This is a genomic window from Peribacillus sp. FW305-BF15, assembly GCF_058783805.1.
Window position 1 is genome coordinate 222,393 of sequence record NZ_JBYSYV010000005.1, and the last position, 26,782, is coordinate 249,174.

The following is a 26,782-nucleotide window of genomic DNA, read 5'->3' on the forward strand; positions in this document are numbered from 1 at the left end:
CCTTAACTTTTCTTATATTTAAAATTTATCCTTAGTTTCATGTACTACTGTTTTATAACTCTTCTTTACATAAGTATGATTGCCAAAAGCAGTTGCAGGAATATTATTAGATTTATCAGTATAGGTAGCTCCAGCATATGTTGAATTTTTCTGAGAATCTGTTTTTCGTCCTTTTAATCCTCCCTTACTGCTATATACCCTAACTTTAGCAGAGATAGTATCTTCTTTTACTGCTGCTGATGAAGTAGCGGTTGCGCTTGTTGGAGAACCAAATATTGGATTTCTCGCCTTTACTTTGGAACTACATTTAATTTTTTTACCTGATGTTTCACCTGAAATGCCTGAGGTTAGGCTGCTGACTTCTGATAAACTAGATATGTTAGTAACGGTCGTTTCTGATTCTATTTCTGCTGCAATTGTACTATTTCCAATTGATAAACTAGCAAAAACTGTACCCACGAAAAATAATTTCTTAAGCAAAATTATTTTTCATCTCCTTTAATATGTAATAGTAGTTTCATCAACCTATATTTAGTTTATGAAATATTTACCAATATATTTATATTATACCATTTTAACTATATATTGAAATTAAAACTTAATAGTCTTGACATATTATTGTTTTATCCATGCAAGCACATTATAGTAAAAGACTGTATCTCCCCCCATATTGAATGCACACTTCCCCCTCATAAACATAAAAAAACCTCCCATTCACATTGAATGGGAGGTGAAAAGAAATTACTGTGCAGAATCCATCTTCTCGTCAGAAGCGGAATCCCAAGATAATTACTTCTTCAAGTTATAGAAAGATTTCAAGCCGCCATATACAGCCAAGTCACCAAGTTGGTCTTCGATGCGAAGAAGTTGGTTGTATTTAGCGATACGGTCCGTACGGGACATGGAACCGGTTTTGATTTGTCCTGCGTTTGTTGCAACGGCGATATCAGCGATCGTTGCATCTTCCGTTTCACCTGAGCGGTGGGAAACGACTGCAGTGTAGCCTGCGCGTTTAGCCATTTCGATTGCATCAAACGTTTCGGTCAGTGTACCAATTTGGTTCACTTTGATCAGGATGGAGTTACCGATGCCTTTTTCGATGCCTTCAGCCAATTTTTTCGTGTTCGTTACGAAAAGATCGTCACCAACAAGCTGAACTTTAGAACCGATGCGTTCCGTTAGAAGCTTGTGGCCATCCCAGTCATTTTCATCCAGGCCGTCTTCGATGGAGATAATAGGGAATTCATTCACTAGCTCTTCATAGAAAGCAACCATTTCTTCGGATGTAACACCATTGCGGCCTTCGCCTGCAAGATCATATTTGCCTGTTTCTTTGTTATAGAATTCAGATGAAGCCACGTCCATGCCAAGGTAGATATCTTCGCCTGCTTTGTAGCCAGCTTTTTCAATTGCCTCGATGATGACTTGAAGCGCTTCACGGTTTGAACCAAGGTTTGGCGCAAAGCCGCCTTCATCGCCGACTGCCGTATTCAAGCCTTTGGCTGAAAGGACAGATTTCAAGGCATGGAATACTTCTGCACCCATACGAACTGCTTCTTTGAAGCTAGGAGCTCCTACAGGAAGGATCATGAATTCCTGGAAGTCAACATTGTTATCGGCATGTGATCCGCCGTTAATGATGTTCATCATTGGAGTCGGAAGTTGTTTCGCATTGAATCCTCCAAGATAACGATATAATGGTAAACCTGAAAATTCAGCAGCAGCATGGGCAGCAGCCATTGATACACCAAGAATTGCATTAGCTCCCAAGTTACCTTTGTTTTCAGTGCCATCCAATTCAATCATAGTAAGGTCAAGGCCTGCTTGGTTCGTTACATCCAAACCGATGACAGCTTCAGCAATGATATCATTTACATTATCGACTGCTTTTTGTACCCCTTTACCCAGGTAGCGAGATTTATCCCCGTCACGAAGCTCAACCGCTTCGTGTTCTCCTGTTGAAGCACCTGATGGTACGATTGCACGTCCGAAGTATCCGGACTCTGTTTGGATTTCTACTTCTATTGTTGGGTTACCACGTGAATCTAGCACTTCGCGTGCATATACATGTTCGATGTACGGCATTATAAATCTCTCCTTTTCCTATTCACAATTTTATTTAGATAATAGGGATTCCCCTGTCATTTCAACAGGTTTTTCGACTCCAAGCAAATCAAGCATCGTTGGAGCTAAATCGCCTAAGATACCACCTGTTCTTAATGTTACCTGATTTTTAGTGATAATGACAGGAACGGGATTCGTAGTATGGGCTGTCATCGGGTTGCCTTCTAGCGTTACTACTTCATCAGCATTCCCATGGTCAGCGGTGATGATCGCTGTACCGCCTTTTGAGACGATTAAATCGACAATCCTGCCTAGGCATTCATCCACTGTTTCAATCGCTTTAATGGTAGGCTCAAGCATCCCTGAATGACCGACCATATCCGGGTTGGCAAAATTCAGTAGAATGGCATCAAAACGGTCAGCCTCAATTTGTTCCACCAATGCATCCGTCACTTCATAAGCACTCATTTCCGGTTGTAAATCATATGTAGCGACTTTCGGAGAATTAATTAAAATCCTCTCTTCACCAGGAAACTTCTCTTCACGTCCGCCGCTCATGAAAAACGTCACATGCGGATATTTTTCAGTTTCGGCGATACGAAGCTGGGTAAGCTGGTTTTGGGAAAGTACTTCCCCTAATGTATTATCAAGATTTGTCGGATTAAATGCAACATATCCGTCAACTGTTTCTGAAAAATGTGTCAAGCAGACAAAATGGAGATGCTTCGGATGTCCAGGACCGCGGTCAAATGAGCGGAAATCCTCATTCGTGAACGTATTGGAAATCTGGATCGCCCGGTCTGGACGGAAGTTATAAAAGATTACGGCATCATCATCTTTAATCGTTGCCACCGGTTTACCGTCTTCCGCCGTTATGACTGAAGGTATCACGAACTCGTCGAAAATTCCATGTTCATACGAATCCTCGACACATTCCATCGCAGAAGAGTAAGCTGGGCCATCACCATACACCATCGAACGGTAGGATTTCTCCACACGTTCCCAGCGCTTATCACGGTCCATCGAATAATATCTTCCGGAAATGGTCGCAAACTGACCAACACCGATTTCCTTCATTTTCGCTTCCGCTTCCTTAATATAACCCTGTGCCGTTTTCGGTCCGACATCACGGCCATCTAAAAATGCATGTACATATACATTTTTAACTCCTTCTTTAGCGGCCAATTTCAAAAGGGCATACATATGATCGATATGACTATGCACGCCGCCATCTGAAAGAAGACCGAAAAGATGAAGGTCCGTGCCTTTTTTCTTGGTATGGCTCATGGCATCGACCAAAGTTGGGTTTTGTGCAAACTCACCTTCACGTATTGCCAGGTTCACACGGGTCAGGCTTTGATAAACGATCCGTCCTGCCCCGATATTCAAATGGCCCACTTCCGAGTTCCCCATTTGACCGGCAGGCAAGCCGACCGCTTCCCCGCTTGCAGTTAAATGGGAGTGCGGATACTGTTCCCAATATCGGTCAAAGTTCGGTTTTTTCGCATGAAAAACAGCATTGCCCTTTTCTTCGTTACGGCAGCCAAAACCGTCTAAGATGATAAGTGCCACAGGCGACTTACTCATAGTGACCAGCCTCCAGCAATTGTAAAAATGAATCGGATTTCAAGCTAGCACCGCCAACCAATGCACCGTCTATATCAGGTTGTGCCATGTACTCTTTAATATTTTCAGGTTTTACACTGCCACCGTACTGAATGCGGATGGCTGCCGCTGCTTCATTTGAAAATTTGTCGGCAACGACTGAGCGGATATGCGCACAAACTTCGTTAGCATCTTGAGCAGATGACGATTTTCCTGTTCCAATCGCCCAAATCGGCTCATAAGCAATAACGGCTTGTTTCAATTGATCGTCAGATAATCCTGCTAGGCCTTTCTCAATCTGGCTGCCTACGAAATCATTCGTTTCGCCAGCTTCCCTTTGCTCAAGTGTTTCACCGCAGCAAACGATCGGGGTCAACTTGTGGGCAAAAGCGGCATGAGCTTTTTTATTAACGGCTTCATCCGTTTCGTTGAACATTTCCCTGCGCTCAGAATGACCAAGTATGACGTAGGATACCCCAAGATCAGCCAAGGCGATTGGGCTGATTTCTCCTGTGAAAGCACCGCTTTCTTCAAAGTGCATGTTCTGTGCCCCGATTTTCACATCGGTTCCTTTTGCTGCTTGAACGAGCTGATCCAAAAATAAAGCTGGAGCACATACAACCGTATCGATTACATCTTGCTTCGGAATCAAATTGCTCACTTCTTCTAAAAAGGCAGTCGCTTCAGATAGTGTTTTATTCATTTTCCAGTTTCCTGCAATAATCGGTTTACGCATTTGGTTTCTCATCCCTTCTAATGTTGAAATATGTAACGGTTCAATCTTATTTATCGTTCAAGGCTACAACGCCAGGTAACTCTTTGCCTTCCATGAACTCAAGAGATGCACCGCCGCCAGTTGAAATATGGGACATCTTTTCTGCCAGTCCAAACTTTTCTGCAGCTGCGGCCGAATCCCCTCCGCCAACAATGCTGTACGTATCATTTGCTTCCGCCAAGGCTTGAGCAACGGTTTTCGTTCCATTCGCAAATTTATCGAACTCGAATACACCCATTGGTCCATTCCAAATGACAAGCTTGGAACTTTTGATTACATCCGCAAATAATTCACTTGTTTTTGGTCCGATATCAAGAGCCATTTTATCACTTGGAATAGCATCGATATCGACATTATCCGTCTCTGCATCAGGTGAAAATTCAGCAGTTACGACTGCATCGATAGGCAAGTGAAGTTTTACGCCTTTTTCTTTTGCACTTTCGATGAAAGATTTGGCCAATTCTATTTTGTCTTCTTCCAATAAAGAATTACCGATTTCATGACCTTGCGCTTTAATGAATGTGTAACCCAATCCACCACCAATGATCAAGTGATCGACTTTTTCCAAAAGGTTTTCGATAACGCCTATCTTATCCTTTACTTTTGCTCCGCCAATTATAGCTGTAAAAGGACGTTCTGGGTTGGATAGGGCTTTTCCAAGTACAGAAAGCTCTTTTTCCATCAGCAATCCAGCAACGGCCGGGAGATGGTGAGCTATTCCTTCAGTTGAAGCATGTGCACGGTGCGCAGCTCCGAATGCATCGTTAACATAAACATCAGCCAGTGCCGCAAATGACTTCGCCAATTCTTGATCGTTCTTCTCTTCTCCTGGATAGAAACGAACGTTTTCCAACAACAGGATCTCGCCATTTTGCATGTTTTCAATGATTGATTGAACGGTCTCGCCGTATGCTTCTTCTGCCTTTTGCACTTCTTTGCCGCTAAGTTCGCTTAGTCTTTCCGCAACAGGTGCTAAACGCAACTCTTCTACGACTTGTCCTTTAGGACGGCCAAGATGGCTGGCTAAGATGACTTTTGCGCCTTGTTCTGTCAAATAGGAAATCGTCGGCAGTGCAGCCTTGATTCTCGTATCATCCGAGATCTTTCCGTCCTGCATCGGCACGTTGAAATCAACACGGCAAAATACGCGTTTCCCCTTTAATTCAATATCTTTAATTGACTTTTTATTCATAATCCAAGAACCTCCTTAGATATTGTTATCATATTTTTGATTCTTTTAGCCAAAAAGGGAGAGGGTAAATTTCCCAACTCCCCTTTTCTCTTTTTCATTATAGTCGGTTTCCAGGAAATTATCCAAAAACAAGAAATGTAAACGCTTGACTGATTAATGACTTACTAATAATATCATCTTCTGCCAAGTTTTTTTATTATTCTAATTACAATCCTTTTTTAGCCAAATAGTCAATCAAATCAACAACACGGCTTGAATATCCTGTTTCATTATCATACCAAGATAATACTTTAACCATGTTTCCTTCCATTACCATTGTGGAAAGGGCATCGATTGTAGATGATGATGGGTTACCGTTATAGTCAGTTGATACTAGCGGAAGTTCGCTGTACTCAAGGATTCCTTTTAATTCACCTTCAGAAGCCTTTTTGAATGCTGCATTAACTTCTTCAACTGTTGTGTCTTTTTCAAGTTCAGCAACAAGGTCGACAACAGACACGTTTGGAGTAGGTACACGCATAGCCATACCATTCAATTTCCCTTTAAGTTCAGGAAGGACAAGTGCAACAGCTTTTGCTGCCCCAGTTGTTGTAGGAATGATATTCTCGGCAGCTGCACGTGCACGACGGTAATCTTTATGAGGCAAATCAAGGATTTGCTGATCATTTGTATAAGAGTGAACAGTAGTCATCATACCGCGTTTGATTCCGAATTGTTCATGAAGCACTTTAGCAAATGGAGCTAAGCAGTTCGTTGTACAAGAAGCATTAGAGATTACATGGTGGTTTGCTGCATCATATTTGTCTTCGTTTACACCCATGACGATCGTGATATCTTCATCAGATGCAGGAGCAGAGATGATTACTTTTTTCGCGCCAGCTTCTAAATGCTTAGCTGCATCCGCACGTTTTGTGAAACGTCCAGTAGATTCAACAACTACCTCTACTCCCAGTTCACCCCATGCTAATTGTGCAGGATCACGTTCAGCCAATACTTTTACTTTGTGACCATCAACAACAAGGTAATCCCCATCAACTGCTACTTTTTCATTAAGAGATCCATGAATTGTATCGTATTGAAGAAGGTGCGCTAACATATTAGCATCCGTTAAGTCGTTAATAGCAACAATCTCTACCCCAGGATTACTCAATGCTGCACGAAATACATTACGTCCAATACGTCCAAAACCATTAATACCAACTTTTACTGCCATGAAAAATTCCTCCTTTTAAGTTCGCAAATATATTAAGGGGTGTAATTCCCCTGAATTAACTCTTGTGCCGCAGCTTCATCCGTGATCAAAACGGTCGATGAAGGTGCGCCTTTCATGTAGGAACGGATAGCCTTTGCTTTAGTTTTGCCACCTGCCACAGTTATCACTCGCTTTTCAGGGCTAAGATCATCTAACTGGATGCCGACTGTCAAAACTTTATGAACAACTTTGCCGTTTTCATCGTAGTAATAACCGAATGCCTCTCCTACAGCATTTCCATCTAACAGCTTCTTTAACATTTCTGGCGAAGAATTTCTTCTCTCTGCCATCGCCATGGCATCACCGATTCCATGAATGATCATATCGGCAGACTTGATTTGGGAAATCACTTCTTTAATTGCAGGTTCCTTCTGAAATGATGCATAAACCTCACCGCTTAATTGATCGGGTACATATAACACTCTGTAGGAGGCTTGTGCCTTCTGTGCCATTTTTTCGACAATCGTATTGGCCTGATTCTGCACCGCTTCACCAATTCCCCCGCGGGCTGGGACAAACGTCAATTTCCTGGATGCTTCATCAGGTGACAACGAATTAGCCACTTCGGCCATTGTCGATCCGCCAGTAACCGCAATGATATTCTTTGAGTTCCATTCTCGTTTCATACGGTTTGCACAAGCTTTACCCAATTCTTTTTTCACCCATGGGGTTTCATCACAATTTCCTGAGACAATTATGACTTCATCCACTTGTAACAAATCCTGCAATTGCTTTTCCATTATGTCTATACCCATTACTTCACGCATTATTCCTTCTAACTTATCCAGGATTTCAATCCCTTCATCAGTCAACGTCATGCCAGAGCTGAAGATGTTAACCAGGTTCTGACTTTTCAGAAAATCAACCTCGCCTCTAAGCGTCCGCTCTGTCAAATTAAGGCTCACGGACAGACTGCGCCTTCCAACCGGCTGCATCATTTTGATATAACGCAGGATATCATATCTTTTTTGCATAACCAAAAGGAAATCGGGCAATAATTTTCTTTGTACCTCGAGTAATGTACGCATATTTAAAACTCCTAAAAAGTTAAGTTGGACATTCAACGTCCCACGTAGTCATTTTCTGTCCCACTTAAAACAAAAAAATATTCCTGCTACATATTTTATTCTAGCAGGAACGGAATGTTTCTTCAAATGATTTGAAAAATTATTTTTCCAAAAGCCTATTTAGAGCTGATTTATCAACGTTTCCGAACTGAACGATTTCATCTTTCCATTCAACGACAGGAATCATCAGCCCGAATCTCTCAAGCAAATCATCATCGGTATGGATATCGATTTCCTTATAGCCTATGCCTGACTCCACTTTCACTTCTTCGAGTACCTGCTTGGCTTTATCACATAACGGGCATTTATCCCTACTATATAAAACAAACGCGTTCGTTTCCAAAACCACTCATCCTTTTCAGTCATATCTTTTTCGTTTAGATGAAGAAGGGATCCCTAATTGTTCCCGGTACTTGGCAACGGTTCGGCGTGCCAGGATAATTCCATGCTCTTCCTTCAGCCGTTCTGCCAAGTCTTGATCCGAAAGCGGCTTTTGTTTATTTTCCCCATTGATGGCTGCCTGGAGGCTCTTTTTCGCTTGCATGCCCGACATATCCTCATCAAGGCCGACCGACTGTAAAGAAGTAGTGAAAAATATCCGCATCTCTATCGTGCCAAATGGTGTCTGTACGTACTTCCCCTTAACCGCCCGGCTTACTGTGGACTCATGTATGCCAAGTTCGTCTGCGATTTCTTTCATCGTCATCGGCTTCAAATAGTTCAGGCCATGATGAAAGCACGCCGGCTGTTTTTCGACGATGCACTGAATGACCTTCAATATCGTTTCTTTTCTCTGTTGGATTCCCCTGGAGATCCATTGGTATTCCTGCCACTTATCCTGGATAAACCGCTGAACTCCCTGATCCTTATGGCTCTTCATTCGGTTTAAATACCCTTTATCCACATTAAGATTGGGTGTGTTACCATCATAATTCCCGACAAGCAGCATGCCATCCCGAACTTCCACGACCACATCCGGCACTATATAAGAAGGTTTTTCCTGAAAAAAGAGTGATGCCGGACGCGGGTTCAACGTCTGGACATAATCAAAGACCTCTTGAATCTCCTTCAGTGTAACACCGATTTTCTTACTTAGGTCTTTCCAGCGCTTTTCAGCAAAATCGAGGAAATGGTTTTCTATGATCGATTCTGCCAGCAGATTCTCCCCTTCTGCTTTCACTTGAAGCAAAAGGCACTCTTGAAGATTCCTCGCTCCGATGCCATGCGGTTCGAGTTCCTGTAAAATCGAGAGACACTCTTCCAAAACGGCCGGAGATATGCCTGGGATGCATATATCATCCAGCTGAGTCCTTAAGTAACCGTTTTCATCAAGGTTATGAATTAATAGAAGCATTGCCTTTTGCTGCTCACCGGAAAACTGCTGGTGATTCACTTGGGACATGATATGCTGTTCCAGCGATATGGTATCTTCACTGATCTGTTCAATCCAATAGTTGGCATCATACGTATTTTTAAGAGTCCGTTTACCTTTTTTGCGGTCAAAAGTTGGCTGAAATAAAGAAGATGTTGGCTGATCTATTGACAGTAATGGGTTCTCCACCATTTTATTTTCTAAAAAAGCCGATAGCTCCTGCGAGGAGTATTGCAGCAATGTAATAGCTTGCATGAGCTCCTGGGTCATTGCCATCTTTAATGTTTGCTGTTGAAAAAGTCCTGCTTTCATATTCATACTCATCGATTCATCCCTCCCCCACTCCATTTTACATTATCAGGAGAAAATTCTACACAAAAACCCATGAAAACGCTTACGATTTTTTTCTGAATAGTTTATTTGTTTTAAATACTATATGTTAGAAACGCAAATTTAACAACTACTTTTATTGAAAAATCACCTTTTTTCAATAGTGTGGGCGAATATTTTCAAGACAGGACCGATATTACAGGATTCGATGGAATATTACGGAAAATGATCAAATTCGGCAAAAATTTTAACTCTCCTAAAAATGACCAATAAAAAATCCCCCACTTTATTAAGCAGAAGATTGGTAATGCCCTCGGCAGGAATCGAACCTGCATTTCAAGCTTCGGAGGCTTGCGTTCTATCCGTTGCACTACGAGGGCGTAATAGAAAATATGTTTTCAACAGACTTCATTATATGATAGAATACCCTCTTTTGCAAGGGTTATCAGGTTTAAAACTTTATCATTTGGGTATTATGGGTAATGTGGAAATTCATCCCTGTGCGGCATAATATATAAAACATTCTATCAGGAAGGAGCCTTAGCCAGAAAATTGTCGAACAAATTATCCATAATAGGGTTTGTTTTGTTTGACCTAAATTGACCAAAAAGTGTATCATACATACATAAAGAATTTAAATGATTCTCTTAATCGAAGGAGGAAATGAACATGAATTTAATTCCTACAGTTATCGAACAAACAAGTCGTGGGGAGCGTGCCTACGATATTTACTCCCGTTTATTAAAAGACAGGATCATTATGCTAGGAAGTGCAATTGACGATAATGTTTCCAACTCCATTGTTGCTCAATTACTATTTTTAGAAGCGGAAAATCCTGAAAAAGATATCACTCTATACATCAACAGCCCTGGCGGAAGCATCACTTCCGGTATGGCCATTTACGATACTATGCAATATATCAAACCTAATGTTTCGACAGTATGCATCGGTATGGCCGCTTCCATGGGTGCTTTCCTATTGGCAGCTGGCGAAAAAGGCAAACGTTATGCATTGCCAAACAGTGAAGTCATGATTCACCAACCACTTGGAGGAGCTCAAGGTCAAGCTACGGAAATTGAAATTGCTGCCCGCCGTATCCTTCACTTGAAAGATAAACTGAACCAAATCTTGGCAGAACGTACGGGACAACCTATCGAAGTCCTTCAAAGAGATACGGAACGTGATAACTTCATGACTTCCGAAAGAGCTCTTGAATATGGCTTGATTGACAAAGTCATCACGCGCAGCGTTCTTGATAATAAAAACTCTAAGTAATCCTGACAAAAGAAAGGCTCCGGACATCGCCATAAGCGACTTCCGGAGCCTTTTTTTCCATGATAAAAGAAAAGGATGCACATTTAGGCATCCCCTTTTTTAACCCTCTTGCTGAACGAACTCTTCCAATGCTTCCAATGCTTCTTTTTCATCGCGTCCTTCGATGATTAACTTCACGGACACACCAGAACTGATGGCAAGGCTCATTAATCCCATTATACTTTTTGCATTCACTTTCTTTCCTTCTTTTTCAAGAAAAACATCTGAATGAAAGCGGTTAGCTTCTTGTACAAAAAGAGCCGCCGGCCGAGCTTGCAAACCCGTTTTCAATTTTACCTCAACTTGTTTCTCCACCATCTTGATCTCCCCTGTTAGCTTTATTTTTTCGCAGCAATAGCCTCTCCCCCACGGAGCCTGTCAGCTATTTCATCAATCTTTCGCAATCGGTGATTAATCCCGGACTTACTGATGGTTCCCCCGGATACCATTTCCCCAAGTTCCTTTAAGGTTATATCCTGAAACGCTATCCTAAGCTCCGCAATTTCCCGAAGCTTATCCGGTAAAATGCTAAGTCCTACCGTATCCTCGATATAATGGATATTTTCAACCTGTCGCAATGATGCCCCGATCGTTTTGTTCAAATTGGCTGTTTCACAATTCACAAGCCGATTCACTGAATTACGCATATCACGGACAATCCGTACATCCTCGAACCTTAATAAAGCTGAATGGGCGCCAACTATACTTAAAAACTCGGCAATCTTTTCGGCTTCTTTCAAATAAATGATGTACCCCTTCTTGCGTTCAAGTGTCTTGGCCTTCAAGCCAAACTTATTCATTAGCTCACAAAGTGCATCATTGTGCTCTTTATAAAGTGAGAAAATCTCAAGGTGATAGGAAGACGTTTCCGGATTGTTTACCGAACCCCCTGCAAGAAATGCACCTCTTAGATAAGAACGCTTACAGCATTTCTTCCCAACAATAGTATCGGATATATCATGGAGAATTTCAAAGCCATCGCCTAAAATTTCCAAATCGGTTAAAACCCGCTGCCCTCCGGATGACATCCTGACAATATATACATTGTTCTTTTTAAGCTTCATCTTCTTACGGACCAACAGCTCGACCTGGACCTCATAACTTTTTTTCAGCAGCGTATAAATCCTTCTGGCAATCGCAGCATTCTCAGTTTGAATATCCACAACAAGCTTCCGATTAGAAAATGAAAGGGATCCGTTCATCCGGATAAGCGCACACAATTCCGCTTTACCGCAGCAATCCTTTCCCTCTAATGTTGTAAGCTCTTTTTTTGTTTCTGAAGCAAAAGACATCCATTTCACCCCCAATCGAACGCAGGTAATCTATTTTTATCAATCAAAAAGCCGTCCCCGCTTATATCTACGGTTCTATGTGGCTTTTTGTTTCATTTACAAGCATATTATAAAGCAAATCCGCCACTTTTTTCGTATCATGGCGTATTACATTCCCTTCATAGCTGAAAATGCGTTCTTGTATGATTTCAAGACCCATCATTTTTAAGCTTTCCACATCATACATGACCGGTTTGGCATATTCAGCTTGATAGCGCTGCTGAATCTCGGTTGGTATTTCCTCATTATTAACAAGTATCCTGTCAATATATGCATTTCCCATATGGTCATATATCGCTTTTATATGATCACTCGCGCTATAATCCAGAGTCTCGCCGGCTTGTGTCATCAAATTGCAAATGTACACCTTCTTCGCCTTGGAACGGGCAACCTCTTCTCCTAAACCAGGGACAAGTAAGTTAGGCAGAATGCTAGTATATAGGCTTCCTGGACCTATGACTATAAGATCTGCCTGCTTGATTTCCTGGAGAGTTTCACTAAGCGGCTTTATATGATGAGGAGACAGGAACACTTTTTTTATTTTCTTTCCTGAGAAGGGAATCTTGGACTCTCCTGTAACAATCGTGCCGTCATCCATCTCTGCATGGAGAACCACACTTTGATTCGCAGCCGGAAGCACTTTACCGCGGACATTAAGGAATTTACTCATTTCCTGGATCGCATGGACGAAATCCCCGGTCAGCGAAGTCATTGCCGCAAGTATCAAATTCCCCAGCGAATGCCCGGACAACTCATTTTTACTTTGAAAGCGATGCTGAAACATTTGTTCGACAAGGGGCTCTACATCCGATAACGCAGCCAGCACGTTACGAATATCACCCGGAGCGGGAATATCCATATCTTCGCGAAGGCGGCCTGAACTTCCACCATCATCAGCTACCGTTACGATTGCCGTTATATCCACCGGATGCTTCTTTAACCCTCTCAACAAAACAGGAAGGCCGGTTCCTCCACCGATGATCACAACCTTAGGCTGTTTCTTTTTATCTAACATCTGCTTTCCCCTTACTTTTTTCGATATCGCGATGTGATACTTGAACCCTGTAATCCTTTTTGAAGTGGTTTGAAATATACTCCGTCAATGCTACAGAACGATGCTGGCCGCCTGTACACCCAATCGCAACAACAAGCTGTGCTTTCCCTTCACGTTTATAATACGGAAGCATGAAAGCGAGCAGATCGGTCACTTTTTCCAAGAATTTTTGCGTTTCACTCCATTTTAAAACGTAACTAGACACTTCCTGTTCCAAGCCAGTCTTTGGCCTCATATGGTCAATATAATATGGATTTGGCAGGAACCGTACATCAAACACAAGGTCGGCATCTATCGGCAGACCATGCTTGAACCCGAACGACATGACATTGACTGTAAAACCGACACTTTTATCAGCAGAAAACTCCGAAGCGATTTTCTCCCTCAATTCGCGCGGTTTCAGTTGGGAAGTATTAAAGATCAACTGGGCCCTTCCCTTCAATTCGTCCAAAAGTTCCCGTTCCATTTTAATGCCTTCCAATGGCCGGCCTAATGGAGCAAGGGGGTGGGTCCTTCTCGTTTCCTTATATCTGCGTACCAAGGAATCATCATCAGCTTCAAGAAAAAGGATTCTTGGTGATACTGCAGCTGCATCCGATAAATTATCCAGTGCAAGAAACAAGGAATCAAAAAATTCCCTTCCCCTTAAATCCATGACAAGAGCCACTTTATTCATCTTATTCCCGGAGTCCTTCATTAACTCCAAAAACTTTGGCAACAGCGTGGGCGGCAAATTATCGACGCAAAAAAAGCCGAGGTCTTCAAAACTTTGAACCGCCACTGTCTTACCTGCTCCGGACATTCCGGTAATGATGACCAATTGCGTTTCACTCATCTGCCCTGTACTCATAGTTTCTCCGCCCCCATGTATAGCAATCTTTTTTATCTCTAAAAATTAACCTGGATCCAACCGGTAAGAAAGCAGCTTGAACTCAGGCGTGTAGGTAAAGGTTCCATAGATGATCCCACTGCCATGAACCATATAATCCAGGATGTGAAAATCCCCTTCAGCCATCATCAGCTTTTTAACATCTTCAACCGGATGCCAGCTAAGTTCCCCTTCTTCACAAACATCCACATTTATACCATCGGAATCCGTTGCAAAGAAAGTGAACATCATCCATTCTGATAAAACTTTATCTCCGTCCTTCATGATGAAGGTGAAAATACCTTTGATGGAAGGGTTTTTTAAATAAACGCCCGTTTCTTCGCGATATTCCCTAATGCAAGCATCGCGAACAGATTCCCCAGGTTCCATCTTGCCGCCTGGAGCTACCCACCATCCGCGTCTAGGCTTTTTCAATAAGAGGATTTGGTTATCTCTGATCAATACACAGTTTGTGACACGTTGCACGTTCTTCACCTCGATTGGCTCTGCTCGACTAATAGAAACCTTCACCCCCCGTGTTGAAGAGATTCAGTTTATATCCTTAAACCGCCGCAAGATATCCATTTGGCGATCTACAAATGCTAATAGTTCAAACAATTTGTATTTTTCATCTTCTTACCATTATGAAAGATATATATATGTTTAGTATATCTTATCATTATACTATTTTTAAAATAAGCTAACAATAAAGTAAACTTCCTGCATTGGGGGAATCTTCAATCGCAAGGAATCACATAGGTAAGCCTTTATCCTGCTTACCTCCTATTCTTCTCCACTTTCGCTTCCTAAATGCAAAGGAACGACTTGTTTCACATTAAAAACCGCTGGGGACATCCTAAAAATTGGAACTAAAGATATAGTCTCAAAGCAGGAAAACAAAAAAAAGACACAGAAACTTATTCTGTGTCCTTAAACGTTTATAATTAAAGGGGGTCAACTTCTACCCCCTACTATACCGAATCATTATTTCACGCATGTTACAACATCGTTAAAACGGAATTACGATTGTATATTCTTGTGAAATCAAGCCTTTGGCTGCAATTTTTCTTGAAGTTCCTCAACAAAATGCTGCGCGGATTGGGCGGCAATGCTTCCATCGCCTGTAGCTGTAACGATTTGGCGCAATGTTTTTTCACGAACATCACCTGCAGCGAAAATACCAGGTACACGTGTTTCCATCCGATCATTCGTTTCAATATAGCCTGTTGAGTTCAAGATGCCCAAGTTTTCAAATGGTTTCGTTAGCGGAAGCATTCCGATATAAATGAATACACCGTCTGCGTCCATCACTGTCTCTTCTCCGTTTTCAGTGGAAACTAGTGTGACACCGCCGACCTTGCCGCCTTTTTCATTGATTTCCTTCAAAGTGTGATTCCAGATGAAGTTAATTTTCTCATTGGCAAATGCACGATCTTGAAGAATCTTTTGAGCACGAAGTTCGTCACGTCTGTGAACGATCGTCACTTTCGAAGCAAAGCGGGTTAAGTACACACCCTCTTCAACAGCAGAGTCTCCGCCGCCGATAACGAACAGTTCCTTTTGCTTGAAGAATGCACCATCACAAACTGCACAATACGATACACCCCGGCCGCCCAATTCCTTTTCGCCAGGAACGCCGATTTTCTTGTATTCGGCACCAGATGAAATGATGATTGAACGTGCTTTGAATTCCTTTGAACCGGCTTTGATCGTTTTATACTCTTCACCGTCGATGATTTCCTTAACATCCCCATAGGCATACTCCGCACCGAATTTCTTTGCATGGTCAAACATTTTCGTTGAAAGTTCAGGTCCAAGTATAGTGTCGAATCCAGGATAATTTTCAACTTCCTCCGTATTGGCCATTTGCCCGCCCGGTACCCCGCGTTCTAACATCAATGTTGAAAGGTTCGCACGTGATGTATAGACAGCCGCCGTCATCCCTGCAGGACCAGCTCCAATAATAACAACGTCATAAATTTTTTCAGACATGTTTTCACTCCTCCATATTCCATTACAAATGGAACCTTCACTACGGTTAGTGTTCCCTACCTATTATCCTATATAACAAATAATTTTTCGTCCAAATATCTGCTCATCCGAGTAAGTTTTGAACCAACTTCACGTACTTAGATAAGGTGGACACCGAAATGAAATGTTTGTCTGCGATTGCCTGTTTGCTCGCCTTCTCACTTTTAAGCTGAATCCACACGTACTCCACCGCAGATGCCCATCCTGCAGGATTATTTAGCTTCTGCTCGGATTTCACCGCTTCGATGAAAACGGAAAACCACATTAAATAGAGCCCGGCTTCATTTAATTGTATCGGTTGGAAATGCTGATATAATAACTCAGCTGTGCGATCGGCAAAATCAATCGGTGTTAATTGGCGATCTTTAGCAGGACCTTGAACAAGTTCGGCATAATCACGTTCCAATTCAGTGAAATTCTGGTTTAGGTTGAGGACCTGGTTTTTCAATAGCTTCTGTTTATGAACCGAATGTTTCAGAAGGAAAATGGCAAAAAGCCTTTCTTCTATGAATTCACTTTCCAGCCTTTTTATAATAGAAGGAAAATGATGTTCAAAACCATCTGAAGTTGCATTCATATCTCCCCAAGGCTCCATGCCTTCCTTTTCCGGATTCATTTCCACGACCTTTTTCCATGCCTTTTTGGCAGCCTGTTCGTGGCCTAAGTGGTAAGCGGAAATGGTAAGCCAATAGTAGAAGGTTCCATCCCCTTCGAACCCTTGCTTTTGAAGTCCTTTAAGCCAATTATATGCAGAAGCATAATTTCCGATCAGAGCGAAGGTCGCTCCAAGCTTGAAACGGTGTTCGGATAGCATCGGCCTAATTTTCTCCAGCATCTGTATGAGCTCTTCAACCTTTGCCTCATCCTGTTGATAATGATGAAATACAACAAGGTTACAAAGCGCATGCAGGTTTCCCGGACTTTTTTCCAGTACCTCATCAAGTGTTGCAAAAGCTTCATTCACTTGACCAAGATAGAAATAGGCAAGTGCCAGGTTATTATAAGCGGACCAGTAATCCTCGTACTCGGCAATCGTTTCTTTCAGCACTTCGATCGCCTTCGGGAAATTGCCTGATTCCAGGTACTCGCGGGCTTGTTCCTGTTTGGTAATGAGCCCATCATGCTTAAAGGGATTTTCTTCTGACTCATCCGACTCAAAAGTTATCAATTCAAGCAAATCTTCTGCGTCATCGCTGAACTCCCCGTCTTCTTCTTTATCAAGATAAGCACTGGCGTGACGGTAAGCCTCCTTGAACATGCCTAAGTGGGCATAATTATTCGCCAGGAAGTAATGACATTCCGACATATAAGGATCCATCACATCCAAGATGTTTTCCAAAAGGTTGTTTGAATAATTATATTCACCGATTTCCGAGCAAGTGATAGCCAATTGACAAGCTATCATCGGTTCAGCAGGTTCAAGTTCCAGCGCACGTTCCAGGTATTTCTTTGATTTAGGTAATTCCCGTCTATGATAAGCTTTTAAACCCTTGGTGAAATAATACTCACCTGTTGGGTGAAAGGTTAGAATTTTTGCCTGTTGGCCAAATTTAGAGTCTTTACTCATGTAATCCTCCATCTACAAGTTGATTAACCATAGTATTATAACATATTGGAGAAAATTTGCCGAACAATTCAAGAAAATGGAAAACGGGAATCGTCATGTTTTCTTCAAGAAAAATTGAAGCATTTCCCTGTCATATGTTGATTCAGGATCACTGCCCGCCATCGTAAACACACACAAAAGCCCTCCTATTGACGGAGGGCAATCACCATTCATTCGGTTTCTTTCGGTACGTCCTTATCGGCATGTCTAGCCTTCAATACATCAAGCACCGCTTGGAAAGGCAGCTCCTGCTCTTGAAGAAGAACGAATAAGTGATAGAGGAGATCGGCACTTTCCATCGAAAGTTCCTCTGCATCACGGTTCTTAGCAGCAATGATCACTTCTGCCGCTTCTTCACCGACTTTCTTCAGGATCTTATCAACACCCTTATCGAATAGGTAGGTCGTATATGAACCTTCAGGCATTTCCGATTTTCTTTTTTCAATCAATCTTTCTAATTCCGTCAAGAAAGTCACATTCGCCTTCACGCCTTGTCCGGCTTCACCGTTTTGGTAAATCGTTTCGCTAAAACAGCTTGTTGCCCCAGTATGGCACGCAGGTCCTGCAGGCACGACCCGCACGACCAATGCATCTTGATCGCAGTCATACTTCATTTCGGTGATTTTCTGGATATTGCCGCTGGTTGCTCCTTTATGCCATAATTCATTGCGCGAACGGCTGAAGAAAACCGTTTCTCCTTTTTCAATCGACAATTGCAGAGATTCTTGATTCATGTAAGCAAGTGTCAGCACTTCGCCTGTTCCTGCATCTTGAATAATTGCCGGTACCAGACCTTTTTCGTCATATTTAATAGTTTCAAGATTCATCGTACAACCACTCCTTGTTGTTTGAGAAACGCTTTGACTTCTTTAACGGATGTTTCTTTATAATGAAAAATCGATGCCGCTAATGCTGCGTCGGCTTTACCTTCTTGGAAGGCTTCCTGGAAATGTTCAGCGTTGCCTGCCCCGCCAGATGCGATGACCGGAACTGAAACGGCTTCAGATACCGTTTTTGTCAAAGCGATATTAAACCCTTGTTTCTCGCCGTCACAATCCATGCTTGTCAATAAAATTTCCCCAGCACCGCGGGATACGGCTTCCTTCGCCCACTCGGTCACTTCCCATTCAGTCGGTTTCCGGCCGCCGTGGGTATATACGCGCCATGACCCAAGCCCTTCATCATATCGGGCGTCTATGGCAACCACGATACATTGGGAACCAAAATAATCAGCACCTTCATTAATTAACTCCGGACGCAGGATGGCTGCTGTATTAAGGGATACTTTATCGGCACCCGCCCTTAGGATTTTCTTCATATCCGCCAATGAATTAATGCCGCCGCCCACGGTGAACGGGATTGCCAAGCTGCCCGCTACCGCTTGAACGACGTCGACGATCGTTTCCCTGCCTTCATGTGATGCGGAAATATCCAGGAAGACAAGCTCATCGGCACCTTCTTGATCGTAAAAGGCTGCAAGTTCGACCGGATCTCCAGCATCCCTAAGGGAAACAAATTGTATGCCCTTGACTACACGCCCATCTTTTACATCGAGACATGGGATAATTCGTTTAGTGAGCATTTAACCACGCACCTTTTCTAGTGCTTCTTCTACAGTAAAGCGGTTGGTATAAAGTGCCTTGCCGATGATAGCCCCTGCAATGCCTTGGGCTTCAAACTCCTTGAGGGTGATAAGGTCTTCGAGTGAACTAATGCCTCCTGAAGCAATCACGTTTTTACCAGTTGCCTCCGCCATGGCCAATATACCTTTCACATTCGGCCCTGAAAGCATGCCATCCGTCGCGATATCAGTCACGATAAAGGTCTCGGCACCAGCATCGACCAGTAGCTTGCCAAGATCTACCGCAAGGGTTCCAGACGTTTGAAGCCAGCCGTGAGTGGCAACCTTGCCATCCTTCGCATCGATCCCGATAGCGATATGGCTTCCATATTTCCTAATCATATCTTTAGTGAAATCAGGGTCTGAAACGGCCGAGCTGCCTAGAATGACACGTTCCACTCCATTATCCAGATAATGGGCTATATCCCGTTCCGTTCGGATGCCGCCGCCAATTTGAATGCGGGCTCCTAACTCACTTGCCGCTTTAATTACGTATGAATCATTGATTCTTACTCCCTCTTTAGCTCCATCAAGGTCGACCATATGTATCCAACCGGCTCCTTGGTCCGCAAAGCTTTTAGCCATATCGAAGGGGGAATCACCATAAACGGTTTCCTGATTGTAATCTCCCTGGATTAAGCGGACGCATTTGCCTCCGCGCATATCAATCGCCGGGTAAATAGTAAAGTTGCTCATACTTCTTCCTTCCCTTCTACTAATGACAGATAATTTCTCAAGAGTGACATGCCCATATTCCCGCTTTTTTCCGGATGGAACTGCATACCGAACACATTCCCTTTACCGACGATCGCCGGAACTTCCACATCATACGTCGCCGAAGCGGTAACGAATGATTCATCTGTATCGACGTAGTATGAATGGACGAAATAAACATGTTCCTCTTCCAGCCCCTCATTCACTGGTGATGCGTGTTTGAATTCAAGTCGATTCCAGCCCATGTGCGGCACTTTATAAACCTGATCATTCGCATCCACTCCCTTAAAACGAACGACTTTTCCCGGGATGAGGGATAATCCTTTTGCCGGTCCATTTTCCTCACTTTCATCAAAGAGAAGCTGCATACCAAGGCAGATGCCTAATAGGTATCCCCCATCCGCTACATATCCCCGCAGGAATTCATCCAGCTTTTGTTTTTCCAAAAGACTCATGGCATCCCTGAAAGAGCCAACGCCGGGAAGTATGATCCCTTTCGACTTTGAAAGTTCTTTTGGGTCATCGGAAATGAATGAATCGGCACCAAGGCGCTCAAGACCTTTACTTACAGAAAATAAATTCCCCATGCCATAATCGACGATCCCGATCATTTACAACATTCCTTTCGTCGAAGGGATGCCTTTGACACGTGGATCGATTGTCGTAGCTTCATCCAATGCACGGCCAAGCGCTTTGAATATTGCTTCGATCATATGATGTGTGTTGTGACCGTAATGAACGACTACATGAAGGTTCATCCTGGCTTCAAGAGCGAATTTCCAAAGAAACTCGTGAACCAGTTCAGTATCGAAAGTACCGACCTTTTGCGAAGGAAACTCAGCCCGGAACTCCAGATGCGGACGGTTGCTTAAATCGATGACAACCTGGGCGAGTGCTTCATCCATAGGTACGAAAGCATTTCCGTAACGCTTTATCCCGCGCTTGTCTCCAAGGGCCTCCAATAACGTCTGCCCCAAGCAAATGCCAATATCTTCAGTTGTATGGTGATCATCCACGTCTGTATCCCCATTTGCATCTACTGTCAAATCAAACTTCCCGTGTTTCGTGAACAAATCCAGCATATGCGTCATAAACGGAACGCCGGTCTTAATGGAGGAATTACCTTCCCCATCCACATCAAACTTCAAACTTATTTCCGTTTCATTCGTCTTTCGCTCCACACTAGCAAAACGTTCCATTACAGCTCCTCCTCAACGGGGTACGACCCCTTTTCCCAAGATGTAAAAGCATATCTAAAGTCTTTATATCACTGATTTCACTTATTTAATCATTCAGGACCTTTTCCCGATTCATTCACACCACGTGATTCGATGGCACGGGCATGGGCCTCAAGTCCTTCCATTCGGGCAAATGCTGCGATTTTTTCTGCATTTTTGCGGAAGGCCGTTTCACTATACATGATGATGCTCGATTTCTTTTGGAAATCATCCACATTCAGCGGGCTGGAAAAACGGGCGGTTCCATTGGTAGGCAACACATGATTGGGGCCTGCAAAGTAATCCCCTACGGGCTCCGAGCTAAAGCGGCCAATGAAGATTGCACCGGCATGACGGATTTTAGCCATGATTTCAAGTGCATCTTTGGTCACAATTTCCAAATGTTCCGGTGCAAGTTCATTAATCGCTTCAACAGCTTCTGCCATATTCCCGCATACAACGATTCTTCCATAATCCCTTATCGATGCTGCAGCAATATCATGACGCGGAAGCAACGCCACCTGCTTGGTCACTTCTTCTGCCACTTCTTCTGCAAGAGATGTAGACGTCGTGACCAAAACACTGCAAGCCCGGGCATCATGCTCCGCCTGTGATAACAAGTCTGCCGCTACTTCTGCAGCGATGGCCGTTTCGTCCGCCAAGACCGCTATTTCACTTGGACCTGCGATCATATCAATGGCGACATCCCCGAATACTTCGCGTTTCGCTAACGCCACATATATATTTCCCGGACCCACTATTTTATCCACTTTCTTAATTGTTTCCGTCCCATAAGCGAGGGCAGCTATGGCCTGAGCCCCGCCAACTTTATAGATTTCCTTAACTCCGGCAATTTTGGCGGCTGCCAAAACCGCTGGCGATAATTTCCCATCTTTCCCTGGAGGAGATACCATAACGATCCGTTCCACCCCCGCGGCCTTCGCAGGCAGTGCATTCATCAATACTGACGAAGGATAGGCCGCTGTGCCTCCAGGTACATAAACACCTACAGCATCAAGAGGTGTCAATTTTTGTCCTAGCATCGTTCCTGTATCATCAGTCGTAAACCATGAATTTCGAATTTGTTTCTCGTGAAACATTCGGATATTATTCGCAGCTTCTTGAATAATATCAAGCTGCTCAGCAGTCAATGCCGCTGTCGCTTCTTCCATTTCCTGCTCCGATACAAGCAATTCTCCTGGACTGACACCATCGAAACGTTCGGTATAGGTATGTAAAGCCGCGTTTCCGCGTTTCCTGACATCATAAATAATATCCTGAACCGCTTTTCTTTGATCGGCAGTACCTGCTTCAACCGAACGTTTCAGGGAAATCCCTTCAGCAAACCGTTCTATTTTCATACCTTCACCTCATTAGCGATTCTTTACTATTCAATAATTTCTGCTAGCCGTTCCACGATTTCGGTAATCCTTGTTTCTTTAATTCGATAGCTGACAGGGTTTGCTACCAGCCTCGAAGTCACATTGGCGATTTTCGCATATTCCACAAGACCGTTTTCCTTCAATGTCCGCCCGGTTGAAACGATATCGACGATTCGTTCAGCTAAACCAATTAACGGTGCTAACTCAATAGACCCATTCAACTTTATAATCTCGACTTGCTCCCCCTGCTCGCGAAAATAACTGGAAGCAACATTCGGGTATTTACTGGCTATTTTGGGGGCGATGTCACTTATTTTCGTACCAGGCAGTCCAGCTACGGCCAAGTAGCAGGCACTGATTTTCAAATCAAGTAACTCATAGACATCACGTTCTTCCTCAAGCATGACATCCTTCCCTGCAATTCCAATGTCAGCGACGCCGTGTTCCACATAGGTTACGACATCCATCGGTTTAGCTAAAATGAACCGCAGATTCTCTTCTTCCACCTCAAGGATCAATTTCCGGGAATCATCAAACTCGGGAGGGAGACGAAAACCGGCCTTTCTTAATAGCTCTGCCGCTTCTTCAAATATTCTCCCTTTCGGCATGGCAATCGTTAAAAAGCTATTATTCATCTTTTCCATTCCCCCCGTTCCCCACGAATAAATGAACTTCAGAAAATGTCCGTGTAAAAGCATCGACATTTTGAACGACTGTAATATCTTGAATCGTTACCGATTTACCTTCGGAGCGTTTTTCCCTTGCAAAACCGATCGCTTCCAACCTTCGTTCGGGACTGAATAAAATACATTCTGGCGCGACAGGCTGAATCGGCTCCCCAAGAGCTTCTGCAAGACGATCCACCCGGATTGCAAAACCTGTGGCTGAAGCATTCCAGCCGAACTTCTCAAGCAGATTATCATACCGGCCGCCATTGCCGATTGGAGAGCCGACTTGTCCGGCATACACTTCAAATAAAGTTCCCGTGTAATAACTCATATGACTGACCAATGTTAGGTCGAAGCTCACATATTGTTCAACGTCAAATTCTTTTAGCTGTGCAGACAATTCCTTCAGTTCAGCCAAAGAATCTTGCCCTTTATTATTTTCAACCAACCCTAGCGCCTTTTCCATGGTTCCTTCACTGCCACGTAAGGAGGTAAATTCGATAAGCCGTTGTTTATCAATGGATGAAAGCGGAAGTGATTTAACATGCTCGCGATAACCAACATAATTTTTTTCATACAAAAACTTCCTTAATATAGAGGCCCTTTCCTCCGTACCTAGAATGCTCAAGAAAAACTCTTGCAGAAATCCGATATGTCCAATGGAAATTTTAAATTCCTGAAGCCCTGCAGCCTTTAGAGCATCCGCAAGCAGGGCAATCATTTCAGCATCGGCACTTATTGACTTATTTCCGATACATTCAATGCCAATCTGTTCGAATTCTGCCGGCTTGCCTCCTTCACGCTGCTGTGCCCGGTATACATTCGCGGAATAGGCCAGGCGAAGCGGAATTTGCTGTTTTAGCAGTTTGGATGCTGCGACCCGTGCAATGGGCGCTGTCATCTCGGGACGGAGTACGAGCGTATGCCCCTGGGAATCAAGAAGTTTAAACAACTGTTGATCCAATATTGCTGAAGCCTCGCCAATTGTTTCATAATATTCCAAAGCTGGCGTTTCAATAAATTGATAGCCCCACTTCTTGATTTCATCACTCATTTTATTTCTGGCCGACACTTTCGTTTCATACAGCACCGGCAATGTATCTCTCATGCCTAATGGTTTTTCAAACATAAATGGCTTTGTCACGACTGCACATCCTTTTGCAATATTGATTACTATCTATATCCAATCGGTCCGCCTATAGGCAAAAACCGATGCACCCATTCCCTATTTTGTTTATCCTTTATCTTTCCAAGGTTTTCACGCTTAAATCCAAATTTCGGATAACATATAAAAATAGTATCAAATAAAATGACATAATCCTATAAATAATCGCAATAATCTATTAAATCACTTTAGTTCGCTAATATGGTAGCAGGTTGAAGTTATTAATAGTTTACCCCTGCCCCCACCTCACGTCAAGGAAAATATGCCTAATCCCATTCCTTCAATACCACGTCGGTCTTGGATATTCTTCATGATCGGTTTAAGCCCTTTTCCCCGGATACTTCTTCCTATCTTTAGCCATTCATTGTTATTAATGTGTACCTTTTGGTTTAGCTGTTTTATAATACATAGGTGTTTGGCAATATTAGAGAAATTTAGAGGGATATGGGAATAAAGAGATATTTTTCGTTTTTTGTGGCACTTATCGTTCTTTTTTCACTGGGTTCAAGCGGAACGAAGGGTTTTGCGGCAACTAAGATCAACCAGGATGAGCTTAATGCATACCTTTCTGAAGTTAGAATGACGCAAGAAGAATTGGAAGAGTATTTATCCTATTATGACTTAACATTGAATGAACTGAAATCGGCAGAAGAGTTGCGTGAAACATTAGGACCTGCCGTCACTCCTGAGACCTTACAGAATCTACTTAAACAATATGAAATGACAGAAGCTGAACTTACTGAATTATTAATGGAATACGGCGAACTGGAAGAGGGTGATTCCATCATCGATACCTTCCATTTCATTTACGACATTGAGGATATCATCGATTTGGAAATGGATTATGATGAGGAAGAGATGGAATATGACGAGGAAGAGATCAGCGATTTAATGGATGGTCTCTTTACTGAGATCGGCCTTACTGACGAAGAGCTCGACAGATTCATGAACCACCTTTTGCCTATCGTCGAAGACCCTTCTTTTGAATCTCGTTTAATGGCGATCTCCGATAGGATGAATCAACTCGAGTATTTTGAAACAATTGATGAATTATCTGCAGAACAAGTGGCAGAATTGCTTTCGATATATAATGATCTTCAAAGCTTGCTGCAAATTCAATTCAAATTTTCTTTAATTCAGGATGGTGTCACGACAAACCTATCCCTTGAGGCATTATTCCAGCTTAAGGAATTGACGAATGCTAGTTTACTAGTTTCCATTTATGATTTAAACGGCCATTTCCTGCTCGATTTTACATTGACTGGTGAAATGATCGGTTCCGATTTAGTGAAAGAAACCGGCAATGACATAAAACAGTCCACCGAGGTCATTTCTAAAGTGGCTGAGGTAAAAAAAGAAAAGAAGAAACCGGCAAAACCTGAGCATAAAACGGAAAAAGGCGGAGTGCTTCCTAAAACGGCAGGTAATTATTTATTCGGTGCTTTATGCGGTTTAGTGTTGATGGGTATCGCTTTCGGATTAATTAGAAAAGCGAGACTCACTAATTAAGATGAGCAAAAACAGGCAATCCAGGCATAAGAAAAAATCGTTGCTTATCACTGCAGTATGCTTTTTAACCTTAGGTTTTTATTTTACAACGTCAAACGCTTATACGCTGTTAAAAGGCTATGCCCTTTATAAATGGAATGAATCTGACACGACGGAAGCGACGGCTAAGCTCACCGAACCGAAGACGAAAGCAGTTAGTCCCGATGGGCTTGAACTATATGAAGAACGACCGGAGACAGGTGATTTGATGGGTGAGCTTTATATCCCAAAAATCGAAGCAACACTCCCGATTTATCACGGAACGGATGAAGATGAGCTCGAAAAGGGCGTCGGTCATTATGCGGGTTCCGTCCTTCCCGGTGAAAAGGATAATTCCGTTTTATCCGGTCATCGAGATACAATTTTCAGAGATCTAGGTGAAGTCGGCGAGGGTGACTTGCTGATTGCCAAGACAGAAGCAGGTACGTTTACATATAAAGTGAGGAAGGTCCGTATCGTCGATGCGGATGACCGTACCGTGATCGTTCCCAAGCCTAAAGCCACACTTACAGTAACAACCTGCTACCCTTTTTCATATATTGGTAGTGCACCGGAACGGTACGTATTGGTTGCCGATTTATTGAAATTGGAATAGATAAATGAGAT

27 protein-coding genes and 1 tRNA gene are annotated in these 26,782 nt (G+C 43.0%); 3 read left to right on the forward strand and 25 right to left on the reverse strand.

All coding sequences use genetic code 11. The features are described from left to right. Positions 1-18: 18 nt before the first annotated feature. The 10 genes from AC3WLU_RS07370 to AC3WLU_RS07415 form a co-directional block, all read right to left on the reverse strand. Positions 19-480, reverse strand: coding sequence for a hypothetical protein (locus tag AC3WLU_RS07370; protein WP_492597050.1), 462 nt, complete (start codon positions 478-480; stop codon positions 19-21). A gap of 309 nt (positions 481-789) precedes the next feature. Next, on the reverse strand, positions 790-2,085 hold the full coding sequence (gene eno, locus AC3WLU_RS07375) for a phosphopyruvate hydratase (protein WP_034309992.1): 1,296 nt from the start codon (positions 2,083-2,085) through the stop codon (positions 790-792). Between the two features lie 30 nt (positions 2,086-2,115). Beyond that, positions 2,116-3,651, reverse strand: coding sequence for a 2,3-bisphosphoglycerate-independent phosphoglycerate mutase (gene gpmI, locus AC3WLU_RS07380; protein WP_034309990.1), 1,536 nt, complete (start codon positions 3,649-3,651; stop codon positions 2,116-2,118). Then, positions 3,644-4,405, reverse strand: a complete 762-nt coding sequence (gene tpiA / locus AC3WLU_RS07385; RefSeq protein WP_106027029.1) for a triose-phosphate isomerase — start codon at positions 4,403-4,405, stop codon at positions 3,644-3,646. Before tpiA ends, gpmI begins: the two co-directional genes overlap by 8 nt. 46 nt (positions 4,406-4,451) lie before the next feature. Further along, a complete protein-coding gene (locus AC3WLU_RS07390; RefSeq protein ID WP_492597051.1) occupies positions 4,452-5,636 on the reverse strand; it encodes a phosphoglycerate kinase in 1,185 nt (394 codons plus the stop codon). A 205-nt stretch (positions 5,637-5,841) separates the two neighbouring features. Continuing rightward, positions 5,842-6,849, reverse strand: a complete 1,008-nt coding sequence (gap, locus tag AC3WLU_RS07395) for a type I glyceraldehyde-3-phosphate dehydrogenase (RefSeq protein ID WP_034309982.1) — start codon at positions 6,847-6,849, stop codon at positions 5,842-5,844. A gap of 32 nt (positions 6,850-6,881) precedes the next feature. Beyond that, the gene (locus tag AC3WLU_RS07400; protein WP_034309980.1) at positions 6,882-7,916 is read right to left on the reverse strand and encodes a sugar-binding transcriptional regulator; all 1,035 of its coding nucleotides are present in this window, start codon (positions 7,914-7,916) and stop codon (positions 6,882-6,884) included. A 139-nt stretch (positions 7,917-8,055) separates the two neighbouring features. After that, on the reverse strand, positions 8,056-8,304 hold the full coding sequence (locus tag AC3WLU_RS07405; RefSeq protein WP_377330560.1) for a glutaredoxin family protein: 249 nt from the start codon (positions 8,302-8,304) through the stop codon (positions 8,056-8,058). A 9-nt stretch (positions 8,305-8,313) separates the two neighbouring features. Next, a complete protein-coding gene (gene rpoN, locus AC3WLU_RS07410; RefSeq protein WP_222620024.1) occupies positions 8,314-9,651 on the reverse strand; it encodes an RNA polymerase factor sigma-54 in 1,338 nt (445 codons plus the stop codon). Positions 9,652-9,965: 314 nt separating this feature from the next. Then, a tRNA-Arg gene (locus AC3WLU_RS07415) sits at positions 9,966-10,037 on the reverse strand. 289 nt (positions 10,038-10,326) lie between these two features. On the opposite strand from AC3WLU_RS07415, the gene clpP reads away from it, so the two are divergent. Next, on the forward strand, positions 10,327-10,932 hold the full coding sequence (gene clpP, locus AC3WLU_RS07420) for an ATP-dependent Clp endopeptidase proteolytic subunit ClpP (RefSeq protein WP_492597052.1): 606 nt from the start codon (positions 10,327-10,329) through the stop codon (positions 10,930-10,932). Between the two features lie 99 nt (positions 10,933-11,031). Here clpP and AC3WLU_RS07425 read toward each other — a convergent pair whose 3' ends face one another. The 15 genes from AC3WLU_RS07425 to AC3WLU_RS07495 form a co-directional block, all read right to left on the reverse strand. Continuing rightward, positions 11,032-11,289 carry an HPr family phosphocarrier protein gene (locus AC3WLU_RS07425; protein ID WP_034309974.1) on the reverse strand — a complete coding sequence of 86 codons (258 nt, stop codon included), beginning with the start codon at positions 11,287-11,289 and terminating at the stop codon, positions 11,032-11,034. A gap of 20 nt (positions 11,290-11,309) precedes the next feature. Next, positions 11,310-12,263, reverse strand: a complete 954-nt coding sequence (gene whiA / locus AC3WLU_RS07430; protein WP_034309971.1) for a DNA-binding protein WhiA — start codon at positions 12,261-12,263, stop codon at positions 11,310-11,312. A gap of 67 nt (positions 12,264-12,330) precedes the next feature. Next, positions 12,331-13,317, reverse strand: a complete 987-nt coding sequence (locus AC3WLU_RS07435) for a gluconeogenesis factor YvcK family protein (protein ID WP_057278110.1) — start codon at positions 13,315-13,317, stop codon at positions 12,331-12,333. Next, on the reverse strand, positions 13,307-14,206 hold the full coding sequence (gene rapZ, locus AC3WLU_RS07440) for an RNase adapter RapZ (protein WP_413000680.1): 900 nt from the start codon (positions 14,204-14,206) through the stop codon (positions 13,307-13,309). The genes AC3WLU_RS07435 and rapZ overlap by 11 nt, the downstream gene beginning before the upstream one ends. Before the next feature lie 45 nt (positions 14,207-14,251). Continuing rightward, the gene (locus AC3WLU_RS07445) at positions 14,252-14,710 is read right to left on the reverse strand and encodes an NUDIX hydrolase (RefSeq protein WP_053536815.1); all 459 of its coding nucleotides are present in this window, start codon (positions 14,708-14,710) and stop codon (positions 14,252-14,254) included. Positions 14,711-15,268: 558 nt separating this feature from the next. Then, on the reverse strand, positions 15,269-16,216 hold the full coding sequence (trxB, locus tag AC3WLU_RS07450; protein WP_034309960.1) for a thioredoxin-disulfide reductase: 948 nt from the start codon (positions 16,214-16,216) through the stop codon (positions 15,269-15,271). Positions 16,217-16,319: 103 nt separating this feature from the next. Then, positions 16,320-17,822 carry a tetratricopeptide repeat protein gene (locus tag AC3WLU_RS07455; RefSeq protein ID WP_053536816.1) on the reverse strand — a complete coding sequence of 501 codons (1,503 nt, stop codon included), beginning with the start codon at positions 17,820-17,822 and terminating at the stop codon, positions 16,320-16,322. Positions 17,823-18,031: 209 nt separating this feature from the next. Beyond that, complete coding sequence (gene hisIE / locus AC3WLU_RS07460; protein ID WP_440439085.1) at positions 18,032-18,688, reverse strand: bifunctional phosphoribosyl-AMP cyclohydrolase/phosphoribosyl-ATP diphosphatase HisIE; 657 nt, start codon at positions 18,686-18,688, stop codon at positions 18,032-18,034. Then, positions 18,685-19,443, reverse strand: a complete 759-nt coding sequence (hisF, locus tag AC3WLU_RS07465) for an imidazole glycerol phosphate synthase subunit HisF (protein ID WP_095393286.1) — start codon at positions 19,441-19,443, stop codon at positions 18,685-18,687. Before hisF ends, hisIE begins: the two co-directional genes overlap by 4 nt. Beyond that, entirely contained in the window at positions 19,444-20,178 is a 735-nt protein-coding gene (gene hisA / locus AC3WLU_RS07470; RefSeq protein ID WP_492597053.1) for a 1-(5-phosphoribosyl)-5-[(5-phosphoribosylamino)methylideneamino]imidazole-4-carboxamide isomerase, read from the reverse strand. Further along, the gene (gene hisH, locus AC3WLU_RS07475) at positions 20,175-20,807 is read right to left on the reverse strand and encodes an imidazole glycerol phosphate synthase subunit HisH (protein WP_492597054.1); all 633 of its coding nucleotides are present in this window, start codon (positions 20,805-20,807) and stop codon (positions 20,175-20,177) included. Before hisH ends, hisA begins: the two co-directional genes overlap by 4 nt. After that, the gene (gene hisB, locus AC3WLU_RS07480; RefSeq protein WP_048688005.1) at positions 20,808-21,395 is read right to left on the reverse strand and encodes an imidazoleglycerol-phosphate dehydratase HisB; all 588 of its coding nucleotides are present in this window, start codon (positions 21,393-21,395) and stop codon (positions 20,808-20,810) included. Between the two features lie 89 nt (positions 21,396-21,484). Further along, positions 21,485-22,774, reverse strand: a complete 1,290-nt coding sequence (gene hisD / locus AC3WLU_RS07485) for a histidinol dehydrogenase (protein WP_063574704.1) — start codon at positions 22,772-22,774, stop codon at positions 21,485-21,487. Positions 22,775-22,800: 26 nt separating this feature from the next. Next, on the reverse strand, positions 22,801-23,430 hold the full coding sequence (hisG, locus tag AC3WLU_RS07490; RefSeq protein ID WP_440439081.1) for an ATP phosphoribosyltransferase: 630 nt from the start codon (positions 23,428-23,430) through the stop codon (positions 22,801-22,803). Further along, positions 23,423-24,607 carry an ATP phosphoribosyltransferase regulatory subunit gene (locus tag AC3WLU_RS07495; RefSeq protein ID WP_034309940.1) on the reverse strand — a complete coding sequence of 395 codons (1,185 nt, stop codon included), beginning with the start codon at positions 24,605-24,607 and terminating at the stop codon, positions 23,423-23,425. Before AC3WLU_RS07495 ends, hisG begins: the two co-directional genes overlap by 8 nt. Positions 24,608-25,072: 465 nt before the next feature. On the opposite strand from AC3WLU_RS07495, the gene AC3WLU_RS07500 reads away from it, so the two are divergent. Together AC3WLU_RS07500 and srtD are read left to right on the forward strand one after the other, a co-directional pair. Next, a complete protein-coding gene (locus AC3WLU_RS07500) occupies positions 25,073-26,137 on the forward strand; it encodes a processed acidic surface protein (RefSeq protein WP_492597055.1) in 1,065 nt (354 codons plus the stop codon). Continuing rightward, positions 26,133-26,771: a class D sortase, LPxTATN-specific gene (gene srtD / locus AC3WLU_RS07505; RefSeq protein ID WP_492597061.1), complete on the forward strand. Its 639-nt coding sequence runs from the start codon at positions 26,133-26,135 to the stop codon at positions 26,769-26,771. Before AC3WLU_RS07500 ends, srtD begins: the two co-directional genes overlap by 5 nt. Positions 26,772-26,782 lie beyond the last annotated feature (11 nt).

Bases quoted from the DNA above. Each gene is read 5' to 3' on its own strand.
- eno (WP_034309992.1), bottom strand. From the start codon at position 2,085: ATGCCGTACATCGAACATGTATATGCACGCGAAGTGCTAGATTCACGT.
- gpmI (WP_034309990.1), bottom strand. From the start codon at position 3,651: ATGAGTAAGTCGCCTGTGGCACTTATCATCTTAGACGGTTTTGGCTGC.
- tpiA (WP_106027029.1), bottom strand. From the start codon at position 4,405: ATGCGTAAACCGATTATTGCAGGAAACTGGAAAATGAATAAAACACTA.
- AC3WLU_RS07390 (WP_492597051.1), bottom strand. From the start codon at position 5,636: ATGAATAAAAAGTCAATTAAAGATATTGAATTAAAGGGGAAACGCGTA.
- gap (WP_034309982.1), bottom strand. From the start codon at position 6,849: ATGGCAGTAAAAGTTGGTATTAATGGTTTTGGACGTATTGGACGTAAT.
- AC3WLU_RS07400 (WP_034309980.1), bottom strand. From the start codon at position 7,916: ATGCGTACATTACTCGAGGTACAAAGAAAATTATTGCCCGATTTCCTT.
- rpoN (WP_222620024.1), bottom strand. From the start codon at position 9,651: ATGAGTATGAATATGAAAGCAGGACTTTTTCAACAGCAAACATTAAAG.
- clpP (WP_492597052.1), top strand. From the start codon at position 10,327: ATGAATTTAATTCCTACAGTTATCGAACAAACAAGTCGTGGGGAGCGT.
- AC3WLU_RS07425 (WP_034309974.1), bottom strand. From the start codon at position 11,289: ATGGTGGAGAAACAAGTTGAGGTAAAATTGAAAACGGGTTTGCAAGCT.
- whiA (WP_034309971.1), bottom strand. From the start codon at position 12,263: ATGTCTTTTGCTTCAGAAACAAAAAAAGAGCTTACAACATTAGAGGGA.
- AC3WLU_RS07435 (WP_057278110.1), bottom strand. From the start codon at position 13,317: ATGTTAGATAAAAAGAAACAGCCTAAGGTTGTGATCATCGGTGGAGGA.
- rapZ (WP_413000680.1), bottom strand. From the start codon at position 14,206: ATGAGTACAGGGCAGATGAGTGAAACGCAATTGGTCATCATTACCGGA.
- trxB (WP_034309960.1), bottom strand. From the start codon at position 16,216: ATGTCTGAAAAAATTTATGACGTTGTTATTATTGGAGCTGGTCCTGCA.
- AC3WLU_RS07455 (WP_053536816.1), bottom strand. From the start codon at position 17,822: ATGAGTAAAGACTCTAAATTTGGCCAACAGGCAAAAATTCTAACCTTT.
- hisIE (WP_440439085.1), bottom strand. From the start codon at position 18,688: ATGAATCTTGAAACTATTAAATATGACGAAAAAGGTCTGGTACCGGCA.
- hisF (WP_095393286.1), bottom strand. From the start codon at position 19,443: ATGCTCACTAAACGAATTATCCCATGTCTCGATGTAAAAGATGGGCGT.
- hisA (WP_492597053.1), bottom strand. From the start codon at position 20,178: ATGAGCAACTTTACTATTTACCCGGCGATTGATATGCGCGGAGGCAAA.
- hisH (WP_492597054.1), bottom strand. From the start codon at position 20,807: ATGATCGGGATCGTCGATTATGGCATGGGGAATTTATTTTCTGTAAGT.
- hisB (WP_048688005.1), bottom strand. From the start codon at position 21,395: ATGGAACGTTTTGCTAGTGTGGAGCGAAAGACGAATGAAACGGAAATA.
- hisD (WP_063574704.1), bottom strand. From the start codon at position 22,774: ATGAAAATAGAACGGTTTGCTGAAGGGATTTCCCTGAAACGTTCGGTT.
- hisG (WP_440439081.1), bottom strand. From the start codon at position 23,430: ATGAATAATAGCTTTTTAACGATTGCCATGCCGAAAGGGAGAATATTT.
- AC3WLU_RS07500 (WP_492597055.1), top strand. From the start codon at position 25,073: ATGGGAATAAAGAGATATTTTTCGTTTTTTGTGGCACTTATCGTTCTT.